The sequence below is a fragment of the Acinetobacter seifertii genome (assembly GCF_016064815.1).
GTDB classification, from domain to species: Bacteria; Pseudomonadota; Gammaproteobacteria; order Pseudomonadales; family Moraxellaceae; genus Acinetobacter; species Acinetobacter seifertii.
Map to the genome: position 1 here is coordinate 2,018,683 of NZ_CP065820.1, position 18,415 is coordinate 2,037,097.

An 18,415-nucleotide genomic window follows, 5' to 3' on the forward strand; every position below is an offset into this window, starting at 1 on the left:
ATAAATTGATAAAATGTTTATAAATCATTATTTTATACAAATATTAAATGTTAAAAATTCATATAATAGATGCGACTCATGGAGATTGTCTTCTTCTTGATTTTGATCATTCAAAAATTTTGATCGATTGTGGTCCAAAATTATTCAAAGCTCGTAGAGATGTACTAGCTAATATAGAAAACATTATAGGTGGAAATAGTGTTGTTGATATAGCAATAGTCACTCATAATGATGATGACCACATCGGTGGATTTGAATTTTTGCTTGATACTTCTATTAAAATTAACACTATTATTTTTAATAGCCTCCAAGATATTCCTGACATTATAAAAAGCTCACAGAAACAAATCTCATATAACCAAGATAATATTCTTAGACAAAAATTATTGGAAGAACGTGGAATTCAAATTCAATGTTTGACCAGAAATTCTACTCCTTTAATATTTAAAGATATTAAGTTAACTGCAATAACACCAACAGCTGAAATCCTAGAGCGAATGTTAAAGGACGCTGATGCTAAAAAAGAAAGAGAAGAAGAAAAGAAAAGGCAAAAACAAATTTCAAGTTCGAAAACTGAAGAAATAAAACTTGCAGAAGCTTTACAAAAAATACAATCTGGTCAAGATAGTTTTGTAAAAGATACATCTATTACAAATAGATCAAGTATAGGATTAATCATTGAATATGGAAACTTCTCGGGGCTTTTTCTAGGGGATGCTCATGCTAAAGATGTTATAGAAGGTTTAAATATCGCAGGTTTTATAAAACATCGATTTGATGTGGTAAAGATTTCACATCATGGTAGTGAACATAATACAAATATCGATTTACTAGAGCTTATTGGAAAAACTGAATATATCTTGTGTGCAGATAATGAAACAAAAAATAAGCATCCTAATAACATTACCTTAGCTAGAATTCTAAGTTTCGATAATAATCCAACTATTCATTTAAGCTCAAATAGCTCTGATCTATTAGTAAAAATTGAAGAGTGTAAAAGTCTAGGTTTTAGTATTAATGAAACATATCCGACTAATGGAGTGAATACACTTTATTATGAATACAAGTAATCTAATACAAGTTAAAGTACTCCAAAATGAATCTAGTGGATATTTTTTCAAATCCTATGATGACAATAAATCATTTGTCATCACATCAAAGCATAGTATTTGCGAGTTCAGAAGTACTTGTGATCTTATTGAGAGTTCAGTTAAAGATTGTTGCAGAACGTGTCCACTAGAGTTTGATACTCAAAAAATTCAATTACTTAGTAATGGTAATGATGTTTCTCTTCACATAGAAAAAATCTATTATGAGAAAGCAAAAGATTTAGTAATTATACATGTTATTGAAACTGCTACCAATAAACTAATAGTTAATGAAAAAAGTTGTAGCAATCTCTATTTAGCTTCTGGATTTAATAACTTAGAATCAGGGGTGACCAACTTAATATTGGATACGCCTAGAAGCATTAATACGCTTATATATTATAATTTACATTCAAATCCAACACCAAATTTGATAGAAAAAGAAAGAAATTTTCAGGGAATTTCGGGTTCTGTAGTTTTTACACATCATAAAAATTACCCAACAGCAAAAGCACTAATCGTCCATAATGAAAATCATAATGATTTTGGAGCAGAATGTCTTGATACTTTAAATTTCAGTGAAATCAATCAATTTTTTGAATGCAAGGTTTTTGATCAAAGATTTTATATTTCAGAAATACAGAAAATTAAAGATATTAGTCGACAAAGTTTAGAATTAATTCCGAAGATAATTGATGGGGTGGAGTTATCTAGACCTGCATTACATAAAGAGTTTGAAGATAAATTAAATTTAGGCAGATTTATACAAATTACAGGTTTGTCAGGTACAGGTAAATCAGTTCTACTAAGACAAATCGCAGAGTCAAAAGCTAATAATCTACCATCTTTATTCATTAAATCAGATCAACTTACGGGAAGTAATACTTGGTTGGAATATCTATCTAGAGTTGGACTACCTAGTTTTTCAATTTCAGAGTGGCTAATAAGTTTGGAAGCCGTTGGGGGAGTTCCTATTGTCTTTATTGATGGTATAGACAGAATTAGTGAAAATAGTAAACCAATCATTGAAGAGTTAATTACTACAATTTTTAATAATCACGATTTAACCAATTGGAAAATCGTTACTACGTTAAGAGACACTGGACTTGAACCATTAAAACTATGGGTCGGTGCTCTATTGAAGAATATAGCCATCCAAACCTTAAACGTAGATCTTTTAAGTGATGATGATTGTTATACATTAGCTCAACAAATTCCTGGCATTCAGAAGCTATTATTCAGTGATAGTAAAGTCAGAGAGATCATTAGACGTCCTTTTTTTGCTAAAGTTTTAACCAGTTTAAAAGCCAATAATTTTGAACCTGAGTCAGAACTAGAATTAATAGATGCATGGTGGGAACGAGGCGGATTTAATGAAACTGGTCAATCTACTTATAATCGACAAGATTTTTTAAAAACACTTTCTGAACTTAAATCTCAAAGCCTTAGTAAGAGTGTCAAGCGTAGAGAGATTCAGCCTATTGATGTTTTAGATAGCTTGGTTGTTGACGGGATAGTTCATGTAAATTCTAAAAGTTCTACTGTTGATTTTACACATGACATATTTTATGAATGGTCATTACTTTATCTTCTTTTAGAAGAAGAACAAGACTGGTTGAATAAAATAGAAAGCTTTGGACAACCTCCTTATATAAGTAGGGTTGTAGAATTGCTTGCTCAACGAGAATTTATTGACGATCAGTGGATTAGTCATTTAGAAAACCCAAAATTTAAAGAGCTAAGATCACAATGGTTAAGAGCATGGGTGATTGGACCAATAGGATACCCAAAGTTCATTGAGTTGAGTATTGGATATACACAAGTCTTACTCGAAAATGATTTTGATCTCTTTAATAAGTTATTGACATGGTTTCAAGCAGAGAAGACTAAAGCAAATCCTGTATTATTAATACAGTCTGATAAACTAGAGATGGCTATTCAATATCCTTGGCCATCTGATGCTTCACTATGGCGAACACTTTTAGAATATATTTTTAAGCTAATCCCAAGCATACCTCCCAAAGTATATCCTCAAATACTGAAGATTTTTGAAGTTTGGCAATATTTAGGTATTCATATACCCTCAAATAAAATGTCTAAAATGCTTTTGGATGTATCAATTCACTGGCTTTTAGAAATTTCTCAAAAAGAAAGATCTAACGACTGGGGACAAATAGTTAACTTAAAAGATTTTAAGTTGGGTCTAATTAACTTAATTTTGGTTTCAATACATTCAAATCCATCCTATATGGAAAAATATTTAAATTTTCTACTTTTGGAAAATGAAGTTTCTAGAGATACTTATGCACATATAGTAGGTGCTTCATCCCTTATTTCACAACATCATCCAAAATTACTTGCTGATTTAACGCTAAAATTTTTATTAGATGAACTGCCTAAAACACGTATAGAACGTGAGCAAAGAAGCTATCAAAGAACAAAGCAATATTATCAAGAATTACTGGCTAAACCTGAAGAAGAAAGATCAAAAGAAGAACAATTAATGATTGATCGTCGTGCCTTATTTTTTCATCAAGCACCATATCAACAAATTCAGAGAAAGGATTGGGAAAATTTATCAATTAAATATGAATCTAAATACTTTTATCCTAGCTCACCTTTAAAGGAGCCATTTTTTTCACTATTGAAGCATTCAGAAGATAATGCATTACAGCTCATACGTGATCTATCTAACCATGCTATTAAAGCATGGAAACAACTATGTGAAATTTCTGAACAAGCACCTATACCAACTACTATTGAATTTCCTTGGGGAGTACAAGAATTTTGGGGAAATGAAAAGCAATATATCTGGAAAAAAACTGTTTGGATAAATAATGCGATTTCATCGGCCTTTATGGTCTTAGAGAACTGGTGCTTTGAACAGCTAGAACAAGGGCGAGATTTTGATGAACTCATTCATAAAATTACATCAGGAAATGAGTCCGTTGGAATTCTCGGTGTAGTAAGTGTTTTAGCTCTTAATAAGCAAGTGGTTTCTAATTCTATATTGCCAGTTGTTACTAATTTTAAAATTTTAGAATTAGATAAATATCGTTTTCAGCAATGCTTACAAGAACCTAGTACAACTTTATTCTCTCTTCAAGATAAATCAAAATATCAAAATGATATTGAAGCTGTCAGACACAACTTCAATAGACAAGGCCATAAATTAAATTTAGAGTTTTTATTAAAATATTATTTTATAAATTCTGAGTTCAGGGAACTTACAAAAGATAAGTTATCTAATTTAAAAGTTGATCTTCCTTTTAATTTTGAACATCAGAAGGTAGATGAATCAATAATTAATTTTTTAGAACAGCGAGCTGCTTATTACGCTGAATATGGCAATTTCGAAAATTACTTTTCTCAAAAAATAGATGAGAATCAAATAGGTATTTTCTTTAATCATCCTCAGTATAGAAAGCAATCTGAATCGAAAGAGTATAAACAACTGAATGAGTTTGCCACATATTTTGGAGTAGCATATTGGGCTGAAAAATCATTAGAAGCTAATGCAATTCAAAATAATTACACCATAGATTCAGTCATTAAGTTATTCAAAGATTTAGAAGAAAAAGACTTATTTGAAGATGCTTGTGATGTGCAAGAAAGCTCATCTACGCATAAAAGTATGAAACAAAATGCTTTTAGTGCATTAGCTACGATGATCTTAGTCTTTAGAGCAAATAGTAAAGAAGACGATCTAGAGTGGGCTCGTGATATTTTAAATCAAGCAGTCCAACTACCTTATAGTTCTTATGAAGTAGGGTGTCCACAAGCTTCCTTAACTTTTCATCCGAAGAAGTTTCTTGCTCAGGCTTTAGCAAGTGAAATTATTCATAACACTATGAATAATTTCACTTTTATGAATCTTCTAGATATTGTAGTGAGCCCATGTCATGAAATTTCATTAATCTCTCTAAAAGAATGTCTGAAATTATTTGATATAAATCCTAAATTCACTTGGACAGCAATTTATTTTTCATTTGCTCTATGTAAGAATAATTTAAAATATCGATTTTATCGATTGGATAAGTATCCCGAAGCAAAACAAGAAGTAGATCAAGTATATGAACATCTGAAAAACTACTTAAAATCAGAAAATGATTGGTGTGTACTACCAATACCTGATGCTCCTTGGGTAGAACTGGATGAACAAACAATTCAAAACAAAAGAGAAAGAGATAAAAGAATTACTGATATAATAAATAAGCAAAGAGTGGGCTATAAGCCTAGATTAGGTCTTCATAAAAATTATTCAAAGTGGGTAAAATCAGATAATCAATGGGATTATCAGTTCTCAGAAAAAGTTATTCACTTACTACCTGAGAAACTACTTCATGATACCTCTCAAACCTATATTCTCAATTTTTTAAAAAGTTGCTTAGAATGGACTATAGAAAAACAGGAACCTTCTTGGCTTGAAGAAAATCAAAGGGTTGATGACAAAGATATTATTCATGAATGGAATCATAGCATATCTAGAGCTTTAGTAAGAGTTGTTGGAATATTGCCTACAGAAGAAATCAACTCACAATTCCTTATACCAATTCTTAATCTTAGAACAGATACTTGTTGGGAGTTGCTTAATCCATTCATTAGTAATTATATTTGTCGCTATATTTATGATGCACAGAACATTCCTCACAATGCGTTAGATGTTTTAGATTTATGTTTGGATCGTTTTTTAAAAGTATCGTGTTTTGATAAAAAAAGTTATAGAAGTGGAAAAATTTCAGGACTCGACTTATCTGAAATCGCAAAATCACTGATGTTTGTGTCACTAGATCAAGATGCGCCTTTAGCCAATAGATTCGTAAATGGTGATTGGACTGAAATTGGTACAATTTTACCTTTAGTTGATAAGTATGTTAGAGCAGTAGGTTGGATTAAAGATGTTATTCATCTATTCTTGAAATTGTGCGAACGATCAATCCAAAATTATCCATCATATTTATATGCTGATCAAATTTTAGGATTAATCTCTTCAGGTGAAGTATTAAATTGGGACGACTACGTATATCAAAGGATATCTAGCCTTATCCAAATTTTTATAGATAAGGAACAAATGATGCCAATAGAATTACGACAAAAATTTTTAAGAATTATTGATTGGCTAGTTGATCATGGTGATCGAAAAAGTGCAGCCCTTCAACAAAGTAACTTTTTCCAAAAAGTAAAAAGTTGCTGAGCAATTAATTTTTATCAAATATTTATCTAGTTGAATATACTATGAATCAAGAGAGCTTAATCAAAGTTGAAACACTAGAGGCAGAATCTACAGGGTATCTTTTTTTATCACATGATGAGAAAAAATCATTTGTCATAACATCTAAACATAGTATTTGTGACCAAAAAGATAATTGTGACCCTTACAAAAATAAAGAAGATGGCTGTTGTAGAACCTGCCCCAAAGAGTTCACTATGGAAAATATTCATTTATTACAGGAAGGGAGTCAAGAAAAACTAAGTATTAGTAAAATATTTTGTGATAAAAATAAAGATCTTACGATTATTGAGGTTAATGAAAGGGCTACTGATAAATTAATCATCAATGAAGAAATTTATACCGACTCATATATTGCAAGAGGTTTCAATGAGAAGGATAACGATTGGATTAATTTAGATTTAGATAAACCTAAAGATTTCGGATCTCTGATTTTTTATCGCCATTCAAGTTCAAATCCAAATTTAGTAGAAAAAAAAGATAATTTTAAAGGAATATCTGGTTCAGTCGTTTTCACTTATCATCAAGATCATTCTCAACAAATTGCAAAAGCAATAATTATTCATAATGAAAACCATAACGATTTTGGTGCAGAGAATCTTGAAAAACTAGACTTCGATTACATTAATACTTTTTTTGAATGTCATGTTTTTCATAGAAAAAAAGATATAGAAGTAGATGAACTAAGGTGTCTATTACAAAAGAACCAAGAATGGTTATTAGAATCATTTTCCAATAACAAAGCAGCAAAACATAGTTTTGGTCAATCTTTAGCTCCTAATGATCCAAATTTACCGAAATTATTACCTCGTGAAAGCCTAATTAATACAATTCATCATAATTTATTTTCAGGAGAAATTAATTTCATACTAGGAAAAGAAGGTGTAGGTAAATCATGGGTTACTGCACAAAGTTGGTTACTTCTTGAGGATAAACCCTTACATGTTTTTTTGACTGCTCAAGATTTTAGCCAATTAAGCAAGAATGATTTAGAATCTTTTTTAATAAAAAAGATTCTTGAACAAACAAATGATGAAGAAAGTGAAATCGCCTTTAAAAAATGGTCGGAGAGGTTTAAAAGGTGGGAAATTGATTCAAATAAAACTGATATAAATCTATTAGTTACTATTGATGGAATAAACCAAAAACCTAATGTAGATTGGCCTCTTATTATCAATAAAATTTCGCATTTATTTGAAAAAAAGAAAGTAAAAATTTTAGTTACATCAAGGACCATTTTTTTTAATGAAAAAGTCAAAAGAAAAATTATAAATAATTATGGAACAGTAATAGTAACAGATTGGTCTGAAGACGAAAGAAACGAGATTTTAATCTCAAAGGGAATAAACCCTAGTTTACTTACAGATAGTGTAGCAGATTCTTTATTGAATCCCAGATTATTAAATATTTCTCTAAGTTTATTCGAAAAACAAAAAATTCAGAAAATTGATGAATTGGATGTCAATAGAATATTACTAGAACACATTAGACAAATGGAATCAGAGAATTATGAAGAAATATCATATTCTGAATTTTTAAAAAGCCTTCAAAATCACGCACAACAAATTATAAACAGATTGGTCAAGGATGAAAAAGATGATCTGAATCATTTCGAAGGAAATCTCAATGCTGTTGCTGAAGGTCGTTTTTTTGAAGTTGTGGAAGATGATCTTGATTCATATAAGTTAAGAGATGAAGGTTTATGTTTTTCACTAGGATTAGAAATCATTCTTCAATTAAATAGAATGAAGCGAAATGGTAAAAATCTGGATGATGGTTTAGCTAAAATTATTGAACCGATAAATGCATTAGATAAGACATCAGATATTATTATTTCTAGTCTTACAATATTGATATTTGAACCTAATTATTACTCTAGAGAGGTTCTTACGGCTTTAGTTTCATGTTTTGTTTCTCTGCAAAATACCGATGAGTCATACCTTGGTTATTTTGCTACGATTGTTGAAAGGAAAATTTCTGATTTTATAAATATTTTAGAAGAGTTATGTTTGAATGGTGGCAATCAACCAAATTACAATTGGATTGAAAAGTCGATTATTTGTATCCCACATACTTCACAATCTTGGCCATGTATCGAAGAGCAGATACAGAAATGGTTGAAATATTACTCATTATCACCAGAAAAAAAACTTTCATATTTTTCAAAAAAAGATGCTAATGATCGCCTAATTGCATTTGAAAAATATAAGATCGAAATTTCAGAGAAATTAAACAGACTATCAACATCTGAAAAAAGACTAATTACTCAATTAACTGAAAATGAAAAAGATATTGATACATTAGTTATTACGGCATTCCATATCTTAGCGGGAAAACCTTTAGCCAAATTTGCACCAGAATTTATTAAATGGAGCTTTAGTTGCAGTTTAAATTCAAGTTATAGCTCTCCAAATAAAGAATTTATTAATTTAATTCGATACAACCTTGTTGATTGGGAGAATACAAGGACTCAATTATTAAATGAAGCACAGATTTTAAACTCTTCAGATACTTCAGATATCGCAAAATGGGCTTATATTAGAGTGCTTTATTCAACAGGGGATTCTGAAGATGAAAATATTGCTGAAGAGATTATAAATAAACTTAGGCCTAATGCTCACTCAGGAGGATGGCGAAGAATTGAAGATTATTGTTCTACTGATCCGTGTGACCCGGAGTCATTTGAACCAGAAAATATTGTAAATACAACTAAAAAATGTGAAGAACTTGATGTTAATCAAATTTGGAATGATCTAAATCAGACTTCAGAAAGTCTTCTACTACATGATATTGAAACCGGGATGGCACGTTTTAGATCATCAGAAATTATATCTAAATATAGAAAACTGATTACTAATATTTTATGTCGAAAACAATATCCTTTACGATGTGGAGTAATAAATATAGATCAGCATAATGTTTTATTTACTAAAGAGCATATCGATAAATTATTAAATTTTCATAAATTAAATAAAGGGTTTGATATAATTGATGAACTATCTGAAAATGATAAAAATTTTGTTAACCAATTTTTAGTCATGATGTGTTTACCATATATTAAACCAATTCAACAGCTTGAAATTTTGTTGAATTTCAAAAAAGAAAATATGGTATTTATCAATCTTATAGAAATTATGACAGCTGTATCATCGAAAGAATTTAATCTTGTTCTTGATAGAAAATTATCAGAAAATCAAATTTTTAATTTACTTTGCTATGTAAACATTAAAAAATTAAAATTAAAATTAAATATTAAGTTTCGGGAGATTTTAAAAGAAAATATACTGAGTCATAATTCATTTATAAGAACTGAGGTTTTTAAATCAATATTATTATATGAAGATATTGAATTGTTAAATATTTTTATTAATACTAATTGGTCTGTTAGTTCAACAGATAATAATCATGAATTATTTTATGGGTCATCATTATGGCTATTGTCAGCAAAGAACAATTTAATTGCTGAAGAAACTGCTATAATAAATATTGATCCTTGTGCATTCGGAGTTGCTAATAAATATCTTTCTAAGACAGGACTTAGAAAATTATCTTATACCATTGATTATATATTTAAAAGCATAATTGATGCGAAAATTAATTTTCCAATTTTAGAAATATTTGAAAACTTATCATTACATGAAAGAAATGCTTCGATATTTTTAATTGATAGAAGAGAAAATAAAATTAACTTAGAAGAACACTTAAAGTTACTTTCTGAATCTGCTGGAGAGTTCGAAAAAAGACAGGAAGATCAAAAGTTAGAATTTAAAAATTATATAGATTATCTAAAATCTGAAGGTGCTAACATTCTCTTAAATGGCATGTTACCAGAAGAGTTTTCAACTATACTAAATTCAGCGCCAGAATTGAAAAATCAATGGTTTAATATTTTTTATAATTTATCAAAAAATTATATACCGCAATTTTATAACTTTATTTTACTACTAGCATCTGCTTATTCAAATAGTGATCCTCACAAATCTCAATTACTTTGGGATAAAATCAAAAATAGTGAATCTATTATAAATATAATAGTAGGTCCGGAAAAAATTCCACTAAAACAAATGTCAATTTGGGGTAGTAAAAATCAAGATTTAAACTTATATCGATTTAGAATACTTGATCAAGCGCTTTCAGATGAAAAAATATATAGTCATGTTTTGGCAGCAATAGTAAATCATAATGAAGCTATTATTTATGATTATATTAATATTAAAATTAATTGCGTAGAACCATCTCAAATTGCTAGAGGAGTTCTAGTTGCTGGATGTTTAGATGAAAATTCTTTATCTCAAGAAATATTTGATAAATATAAGGATTATAAGGGGCTAATTGGGGAGGCTTACAACGCATCTTTATATATCTACGAAAGAAACATCTGGTCTAAATATTGGTTTAAACAAATGGTATCTACAGAAAATAATGAAGAATTTTGGAAAAATATGATTTTATTTACAAAAATTGTAGACTCTAGATTTTATACATGGAATGAATCTATTTTAAATAAAAATATTCTTTTCGATAGTTTTTATCAAAGTTTTACTAATGACATTAAAAACCGTTGTAAAAAATGGCAAAAAGAAAGAAGCAAAAAACTATTTGGTAGTGAACCTCCAAACTCTATCTACATTTATTCTGAATAGCCAGAATTTATAGTTTTTATTTAAAAATTATCCATAAATTACTAAATTTAAAAGATTTTTTAAATTGCTCTACTCATTGGTCAGTTCCGAACATGTGTTTATCAAAGTTTAATTCATGTTGACAAACATCAAAAAACAAATAAAATTTTAATAATTTATCCTGAAATAAAATAAGATCATATGGGAGAGATTTTAAATATGTTAGAAAATGAAAAAAGAGAAGAACTTGGTAAACAAATGGTAGAAGATCTTATAGAGATTGCAAGATTGGAGCAAAGTTCAATTAAGCACTTTAAAGCTGATCAAAATGGAGTTTTTTGTGTGGTAGGAGTAGATTCTATAAGTCATGTTATTTTTAGAAAATAAGTCTCTTTTAATCAATTTTTTATATTTATTTGCTCAAATCTGAGTTGAATTTGTCTATCCTACAATATACTGAATATGGCAATCACTAGCTCTTATACGTACCATATAAGTCAGGTTTCAAGGGGGCAGGTCTAACAATATAGCTAATCATACAAAGCTTGGACAGTCCAATTTAAAATTATTATTTAATCAGCTCATTTTTAATTGTTTTACCTGTTTCGATGTGAGCAATTGGGTCACGCAATCTTTTTGCATTCTTAGGACTTTTAAGTAAATGTAAAGTTTCTTCATAGGCATTGAAATCATCTAAGCTAATCAATACAGCCGTTTGCTTATTCTGTCTAGTGACAAGTACTGGGGTATGGTCATCAATAACACTATCTAGTAAATGTTCTAGATTCTTCCGTAAATCATAATAGGTAACAACCTTCATTTATACACCTAAATTAATTAAGAATATTTGTACTTAATTAATTACAGAAAAGAGGTTTCATCAAAGTCTTTGGATACTATTTAATATATAGATTTAGTAAGAATGACTAGTACATTGCTGAAATATGTAGTCAGCCCAAATGAAGTATCCCTTTATTTAGGGTGAAACATACATCTTTGTTTTGCTGACTAGTTTTTTAAACCATTACACACAGACTAGTGTTCGAGAAGTATAGGAGTCTTATGTCTACTCTCTATTAAGAGTAATAGCTCTTGCACCTCAATTTTGTATTGGTTACTTTTAAAACCTAATTTCAACATGAATTTTTGACAGTCTTTATTAGGACATTCAATGCTTAGAAAAGAATAACCAAACTTCTTGCCAAAGATGCACAACTCTTTGATTAATTTCGTACCAAAACCTTTTCTAGGAGTTTTAAATCCTAATCTTGCAACTATAATTGCTTTGTTTTGACTATTTTCATCGAAGTATCCTAACCTAAAGTAAAAATCATTATTAGGGTTGTGTACGGTAACTTTAATATTTACGCATTTACTTTCAGATGCAATGCCACTTATTCTTATAGATTTAGGTGCTAATCCTAGTACATTAACCATAAATTCTTTTAATAAATCTTCAAATGCAAGCATTTCATCCTTTTTTATAACAAGAGTCTCAGCATAATTTAGCATTAAAGTTTCCTTGGGTAGTAAATCTATTTAAATGAAAGGTATTTTTTGAGGAGGTGAGGAGCTAATAGATGATCTACTTTCAAATTCGTTCTTAGTTTTACTTCTTCAATGATATCTATAAGTGTTTCTGTATTCTGATGAAGTTGTGATTCCAAATCATCAATTTGTATGCGTAGATTTTTATTCGTATCAGTAAGAGCCTGTCTAGTTTTTTTATTCACATAAAGTTGTTGTTCCTTATTCTTTAGATTTAGTGGTGAAATCTGCTCAGATACATACAAAGATATAAGCTTCCTCCGTTCAGCAGAACTCAAAGTACTTAGCCCACCTGATATATACCCCTTAGCCGTTAGCCGACTATGAAGAGCCTTGTGCGAAATGGGAGATTTCTCAAAACCTTCAACCAACATAATTTGTAATTCTTGTTCGATGACTTCATCCAGTTGTTTACCACGTAACATATCAGGCTCCCTTAGACTCAATTTTTTGTTGTTCAATAGCGAAAAGTTCACTTAATGTGCTTGGTAATTTAGAGATTGCATCTCCATAATAAAAAATGGGAATAGGAGTTAAACTATTTTGCCTATTAAATGCTTTAGTTTTTAAGTCAGTTAAATAGAGTATTTTTTGACGTAAATTTTCATGCATTTCTTTATAGGATAAATCTTGGACAACAGTTTGTTCTATATGTGCAAACTCATCGTGTAATTTATTCAGAATGTATTCTAGAGCTTCTAATTCACCTTTCCGTCCAGTTAAAGCAAAGTTTCCACATTGTTCACCTGATTGACATGCAAGACGCTTAGGGCAATCGTGTACAGCGACTTCACGCATACAACCACCGAAAGGTAAAGGATGCAAACAAGCATGGCGTTGAACTAATGCGTTGGCTAATGATTGATCTTCTTTAACTAATTCATTAAATGATTCTGCGATATCTTGAAAATATTCATCAAAGAAAGATTCCTTTACATAACTCGCTACTTCATTTTTCGAGTCAAATGTTTGTAAATTCATCTTTAAATTATTTTCTAGATCCAATTTTTCTGAAAAGTACATTAATCCATCATGTTTAATAGAATCAATTGGATAGTCTAGCTTGAGTTCTTGTTTATCATTCTCATAAAGTACCAATTCATGTTTTTCCAGCAAACTAGCTGTGGCTTTACGTTGCTTTAATGCTAAATGTTGATAATACTGATTTTGCTTAATGTCTATACGTCCCATCAGCATTGCTTGTAAATGTTCAGATAATCCGCTTAAAGCAAGGAAAGTATTAATATTATGCCGTGGTAGATGGCTTGTTAATGATGTATGTTCTTTATCATTTTCCATTAAATTATATTTAACAAATACAGAAATATTCGAACTTTTACCATTTCTCGAACCTAAAAAATTATTTAAAATAACCACAGATAAAGGAATAATATTTGTAATATGAGAAAAATTTCTTTTTAGTGTAGTTGATTTATACTCATGAATGAATAATAAATCCTCGTATTTCAAATTCTCCATCTTGCCTTCATAGTTAAATATATGGGAGAGTGGACAATCTGAAGAATAATTGGGTGTTAGTGATATAATAAAATTATTAATATCTTTTTTTAAATAAAATGTTTTTATTCTTTCTTCCTTAACTCTCTTAAAAATAGGTACTTTATTTAATGAGGTTAGAACTACAAAACGCTGTGCCGCTATACCACTTTTCTCAGTATACCCACTGTATTCATTTTTAGCCCTTAATCTAAAAACCGTTCCTATTAAATCATCTAATTCAATATAATCGGCTCCAATCTCATCTATTGCCTTGGGTAAAAAATTAATACATTTTTTTGATCTTAAATATCTAATATATTCTCTGTATTCTTTTGTAAGTTCTAAAACAGATTGAAATATTTTTTCTACTAAATTTACAGCCAAAGGCTCAACCCAATGAATCCGCAAACCTGAGCCTTTTGCACCATGATATTGAATACCGAGAGTATATTGTTTAATGCCATCTAGAGTTACATGTTTTTTAGTTACTGGATCAATTATAGGTTGTTTGATTAAAGCATCAGTTTTTAGAAGTAGTGCTTCTGTTGAGCGTAAACCTGTTATAATAAGTAAAAGTAAAAGATTCAGTACAATTTTTTCACCATTTGTTTTACATAAACTGATTAGCGAAACAATATTTAAAAAAGTCTGAATAGAAATCAACTTTTCTTTGTTTAATTCATCTTCATCTAGTTCTAATTGTTCTATTAGGGCCTTTGTTTTTCTAGCATTAGGGGTTCTATTTCGTGGGTTTAAGTATAAAAATTTTTTAGAGAATTCTAATGGTTTTTCAGTAAAACCATAATGGTTTAGCATTTGCTGTAATCTAAGATATGTACCCGCATGGTCGGGAAGATTCGTTTTACTTGAATTTTCAGCTAATATTTTAAATGATTTTTCTAACGTGAGCGTTGATAAATAGCAGGGATGGGGGTTTTCTATATTGTTTTCATATAATATATTATACCAACGCTTAAGAATAAGAACCTCTGCATATAATTTCTGTGGTGATGTTTGTGAGTTAGCTTTTCTATAACTAAGAACCATCACTGCTTTCATAAATTCTTGATATTTTATATCTATTGAAAAGTCATCTATTCCTTTCAATCTTTTCCCTGTCGGAAAGGAGAATTTTGTTTTTCCACTTCGTGAAAGCAACCACCCAGAACCAATTTCTCCTCCGGACCATTCAGGGTCATCCCATGTCCATTTAAAGTTTTTTTGAATATTTTCATCAAAAAATTTTTTCTGTTCGTTTATAAAAGCCTTATACTTTTCAAGATTCATCAAATGCCATCCTTCTGTATTTTGCAACGAACAATTACTGATTCAATTTCAAATTTTGTTGATTCATGGACTCTAATTAATGGATTTCTTGAAACGCCTATACCATCGGATAATCTAATCAGCTCATTAATTTCACATTGAATACTTTCTAAAACATTAGTGTGGTTAGCATCAATAAAAGGGTGAAAATATATACATCCATAGCAGTTGCGAACAGGTTGAAATAGGCATTTATCATTGTAAGAACAGCCACCGATGTCATAATGAATTTTATGGCCAATATTGCCCATTACTTTTTTGTGTTTCCATTCTTGTTTATAAACCAAACGTCCAGTGAGTAACATAGCAATCATGTGTTTATATAAAGAATTTCTACCTAAAGCTTGGGCCCTAATTTGTGCTAATTGGGGTGTAGAGAAAATATAATGCCTTGCTGTCACGACTGATGAGTGACCTAAGATATATGCTATTTCTTCAGCTGAAGAGCCAGCCATAGCTAGACTATAACCAACATGATGTCTAAAGTCTGAAAATGAGTATTTTTGTCTAATCATTTCTCCAGCTAAAACAGCATCTCGATATGATTTTGGCGAAAAAGCAAATAATTGAGTGTTAATAGCCTTCGAGCAGAAACGAGCTGCATTTTCGCCCATATCAAATAATTTTTCATCTGGATATAAGTTAAACCTTTCTATATATGAAAGAATAATTTCAGCAATTTCTTCTGGTAGCTTTACAGCTATTTTCTCATGTACATATCTTGCTTGTTTTGCATAAGGAATTAGTACACTATAGCGATGGAATTGATCTACCGTACGTGTAGTGTCTACTTTTATATCTTGTACCGATAATTTAGCTAATTGAACAGGTCTAAGCCCTGATACATAGATGAGTCCTAATAGTGAAGAGTTTATTAAAGTTTGATTAGTGACTTGTAAAGAGTCTTGCTTTAACTGATGATTCAATTGGCTAAAACCATGTTGAATCATGGTAATAGTTGGGTAATCAATAAGATCTTCATATTCTTGATAATACAATCTTGAATTGAAGGCTGTAGGATGTTCAAGGAATTCTAATTCGTATTCTTGATCAATATCAAAATGTGAAAAATCTTCTAAAAATAATAATTTAATCAAAAATTTTAAGTGGTAATAGTAAGATGATCTATCTTCTTTTGCCAAATTAGCTAATATCGATTTTAGATTAGAATAATCAAGTTTTTGCTTATTAGTTTTTAATGTTTCGATGGCATAACTAAAGGCCTGAAATTTAGCGTCAAGTGATGAGGGGGTATTAACCTGAATGTAATTAGCAAGAAAAAATTTAGCTAATTTTTTCTCAAATTTACTGAAATGAGAAAAGTCTAATTTAATATTTCTTCCTGAATAATTAAAGCTCCAGAGATCAGAAGAACTCTGAACAAATTTACTATCAAATTTATCAGCTCTTTGAAATTTAATGATTGATGGTGTATGCAAAGACTCTATGAGTCTAAGGTCAGCATCATGGAAAATCATAAATTTATTAGGACTATTATCATTTTTTTCAAAATCTAGACTAAGTTGAGGCATATTTTTATCAATCATAATTTAATACTGGAATCTATTATTCGAGCTAAATTCATAAAATTAGCACGTTCTACAATAAAGCGTTTACCATAATATATGGGCATTGTACTTGTCGTTGACCACCCGCCTAAGGCTCTTAGATCATCCTGCGCTTTTAGCAGAGCATCATTCACACTTTGTTTAATATCAGAATGACTAACATTTTCTTTTTTATACTTCTCAAAAGAGAAGCTTAACATCATATAGGCCCAAGAATGTCTACATACATGTGGCGTTAGCCGTTCTATTGAATCATAGCTCGAAGTATCAAAACAATTTGGTAACAGGGCTTTTAGGGATGAGTCTACCTTATCAAATATTTTTTTCATACTGGCATAACTTAAAGCAGAGTAGGGTGGCTTTAAAGAAGTAAATAAGATCTGAGAAGGAATTTCTTTTCGGATTTCATTTATATAGATTTGAAGAATTTTATAGTCTCTTTCTTGGAGCTTAATTACTCGATAAGAATACTCATTTTTGATTTTTGGCTTTTTCGAGCGATCATCAAACTCATCATCTGTGTTTGTAATAATTAAACTAAAGTTCTGATTCTGAATTGATTTTTTGATAGAATTGGTTGTTAGCAGCATAAGCTCACCAATTCTAAGACCATAATTAAGCATGAGATGTATGATTAGAAAGTTTCTGAGTTGTACGTTTTTTGACTTAAATGGATTTAAAATATTGTATTTATTAGAATTGCTCGGTGAGATAATTAAATACAATCCTTTAATCATCTCATCATTCATACTTTTGAACGAATAATTAATTTCACTTTTAATAGTTTTATTGGACTTTGAAAAGTTATTTATAATTTTTTTCTTTATAGTCATATATTTATTTAAGTTTTCCTTAATTTTTTGGATTTCCTTCAGTGAAAGTTGTGGCTGAGATTGGATAGTTAGATATTCATCAATTAAAAAGCTGTAAAACTTTAAAAAGGATCTAATTCTATGGCCAATTGTATTGTAGTTATTATGTGCTGTATTTCTTAATCTTATGAGATTACTTTCATTTTTTTTGTTGTTTTCTAAATAGATAATGAAGTTATCAATTTCACTTTGAATGATTTCAAAGTTGTAGGACGTCGAATAGAAAGATTCACAAAAGGATGTGGCAAACTTCTCATACCAAAATTCGTACCAAAATTTTAATGCTATCAAATCTGCATGCTGCGTAGAGATACTTTGAAATCTGAGAAATTTCATGGTGTACAGCAAAGGGTATAAACATGGACAAGATGAATCCATATCAAACAACAGAATAATTTGATTTTCGTTTGAGACTTTTTTTTCTAAATGAATTGTTTTTAGAGCAAACATAGTAAAGTTTATGAAGTATTCTTAAGGTCAACATATCATATTTTTTAAGTAAAATAGAAATCACTTAAGTTATTGAATAGAGGTCACAGAATGCAAAATATGAAGTTATTGTTAGGTGTATCGGATTTAACATAATATACATTATACGAACAGTTGTATAATTCACTATTAAGTCTTTGATTCTGCTGCTGTACGTTTAGCTATACTTGTT

At 29.7% G+C, this 18,415-nt stretch carries 10 protein-coding genes; 4 read left to right on the plus strand and 6 right to left on the minus strand.

The features are described 5' to 3' along the window. Positions 1-47: 47 nt before the first annotated feature. The 4 genes from I8T81_RS09405 (at position 48) to I8T81_RS09425 (ending at position 11,327) form a co-directional block, all read left to right on the plus strand. Positions 48-1,070 (plus strand): ComEC/Rec2 family competence protein, encoded by a 1,023-nt coding sequence (locus I8T81_RS09405; RefSeq protein ID WP_198072727.1) that lies wholly within the window; start codon positions 48-50, stop codon positions 1,068-1,070. Next, a complete protein-coding gene (locus I8T81_RS09410) occupies positions 1,057-6,282 on the plus strand; it encodes an NACHT domain-containing protein (RefSeq protein ID WP_227602162.1) in 5,226 nt (1,741 codons plus the stop codon). The genes I8T81_RS09405 and I8T81_RS09410 overlap by 14 nt, the downstream gene beginning before the upstream one ends. A 41-nt stretch (positions 6,283-6,323) precedes the next feature. Beyond that, complete coding sequence (locus tag I8T81_RS09420) at positions 6,324-10,961, plus strand: NACHT domain-containing protein (protein ID WP_198072728.1); 4,638 nt, start codon at positions 6,324-6,326, stop codon at positions 10,959-10,961. A 198-nt stretch (positions 10,962-11,159) separates the two neighbouring features. Further along, positions 11,160-11,327, plus strand: a complete 168-nt coding sequence (locus I8T81_RS09425; protein WP_198072729.1) for a hypothetical protein — start codon at positions 11,160-11,162, stop codon at positions 11,325-11,327. A gap of 181 nt (positions 11,328-11,508) precedes the next feature. Here the strand turns inward: I8T81_RS09425 and I8T81_RS09430 are convergent, their stop codons facing one another. The 6 genes from I8T81_RS09430 to I8T81_RS09455 form a co-directional block, all read right to left on the minus strand. Further along, entirely contained in the window at positions 11,509-11,760 is a 252-nt protein-coding gene (locus I8T81_RS09430; RefSeq protein WP_086384379.1) for a type II toxin-antitoxin system Phd/YefM family antitoxin, read from the minus strand. 215 nt (positions 11,761-11,975) lie between these two features. Then, positions 11,976-12,452: a GNAT family protein gene (locus tag I8T81_RS09435; RefSeq protein WP_198072730.1), complete on the minus strand. Its 477-nt coding sequence runs from the start codon at positions 12,450-12,452 to the stop codon at positions 11,976-11,978. Positions 12,453-12,475: 23 nt separating this feature from the next. Then, on the minus strand, positions 12,476-12,913 hold the full coding sequence (locus tag I8T81_RS09440; RefSeq protein ID WP_017897999.1) for a hypothetical protein: 438 nt from the start codon (positions 12,911-12,913) through the stop codon (positions 12,476-12,478). A gap of 1 nt (position 12,914) precedes the next feature. After that, complete coding sequence (locus I8T81_RS09445) at positions 12,915-15,275, minus strand: hypothetical protein (protein WP_198072731.1); 2,361 nt, start codon at positions 15,273-15,275, stop codon at positions 12,915-12,917. Then, the gene (locus I8T81_RS09450; RefSeq protein WP_227602163.1) at positions 15,275-16,861 is read right to left on the minus strand and encodes a site-specific integrase; all 1,587 of its coding nucleotides are present in this window, start codon (positions 16,859-16,861) and stop codon (positions 15,275-15,277) included. The genes I8T81_RS09445 and I8T81_RS09450 overlap by 1 nt, the downstream gene beginning before the upstream one ends. Next, entirely contained in the window at positions 16,858-18,204 is a 1,347-nt protein-coding gene (locus tag I8T81_RS09455) for a site-specific integrase (protein ID WP_198070966.1), read from the minus strand. The genes I8T81_RS09450 and I8T81_RS09455 overlap by 4 nt, the downstream gene beginning before the upstream one ends. Positions 18,205-18,415: the final 211 nt, after the last annotated feature.

Excerpts from the sequence above, each read along its gene's own strand:
- I8T81_RS09405 (WP_198072727.1), top strand. The coding sequence starts at position 48 with ATGTTAAAAATTCATATAATAGATGCGACTCATGGAGATTGTCTTCTT.
- I8T81_RS09410 (WP_227602162.1), top strand. The coding sequence starts at position 1,057 with ATGAATACAAGTAATCTAATACAAGTTAAAGTACTCCAAAATGAATCT.
- I8T81_RS09420 (WP_198072728.1), top strand. The coding sequence starts at position 6,324 with ATGAATCAAGAGAGCTTAATCAAAGTTGAAACACTAGAGGCAGAATCT.
- I8T81_RS09425 (WP_198072729.1), top strand. The coding sequence starts at position 11,160 with ATGTTAGAAAATGAAAAAAGAGAAGAACTTGGTAAACAAATGGTAGAA.
- I8T81_RS09430 (WP_086384379.1), bottom strand. The coding sequence starts at position 11,760 with ATGAAGGTTGTTACCTATTATGATTTACGGAAGAATCTAGAACATTTA.
- I8T81_RS09435 (WP_198072730.1), bottom strand. The coding sequence starts at position 12,452 with ATGCTAAATTATGCTGAGACTCTTGTTATAAAAAAGGATGAAATGCTT.
- I8T81_RS09440 (WP_017897999.1), bottom strand. The coding sequence starts at position 12,913 with ATGTTACGTGGTAAACAACTGGATGAAGTCATCGAACAAGAATTACAA.
- I8T81_RS09445 (WP_198072731.1), bottom strand. The coding sequence starts at position 15,275 with ATGAATCTTGAAAAGTATAAGGCTTTTATAAACGAACAGAAAAAATTT.
- I8T81_RS09450 (WP_227602163.1), bottom strand. The coding sequence starts at position 16,861 with ATGATTGATAAAAATATGCCTCAACTTAGTCTAGATTTTGAAAAAAAT.
- I8T81_RS09455 (WP_198070966.1), bottom strand. The coding sequence starts at position 18,204 with ATGTTTGCTCTAAAAACAATTCATTTAGAAAAAAAAGTCTCAAACGAA.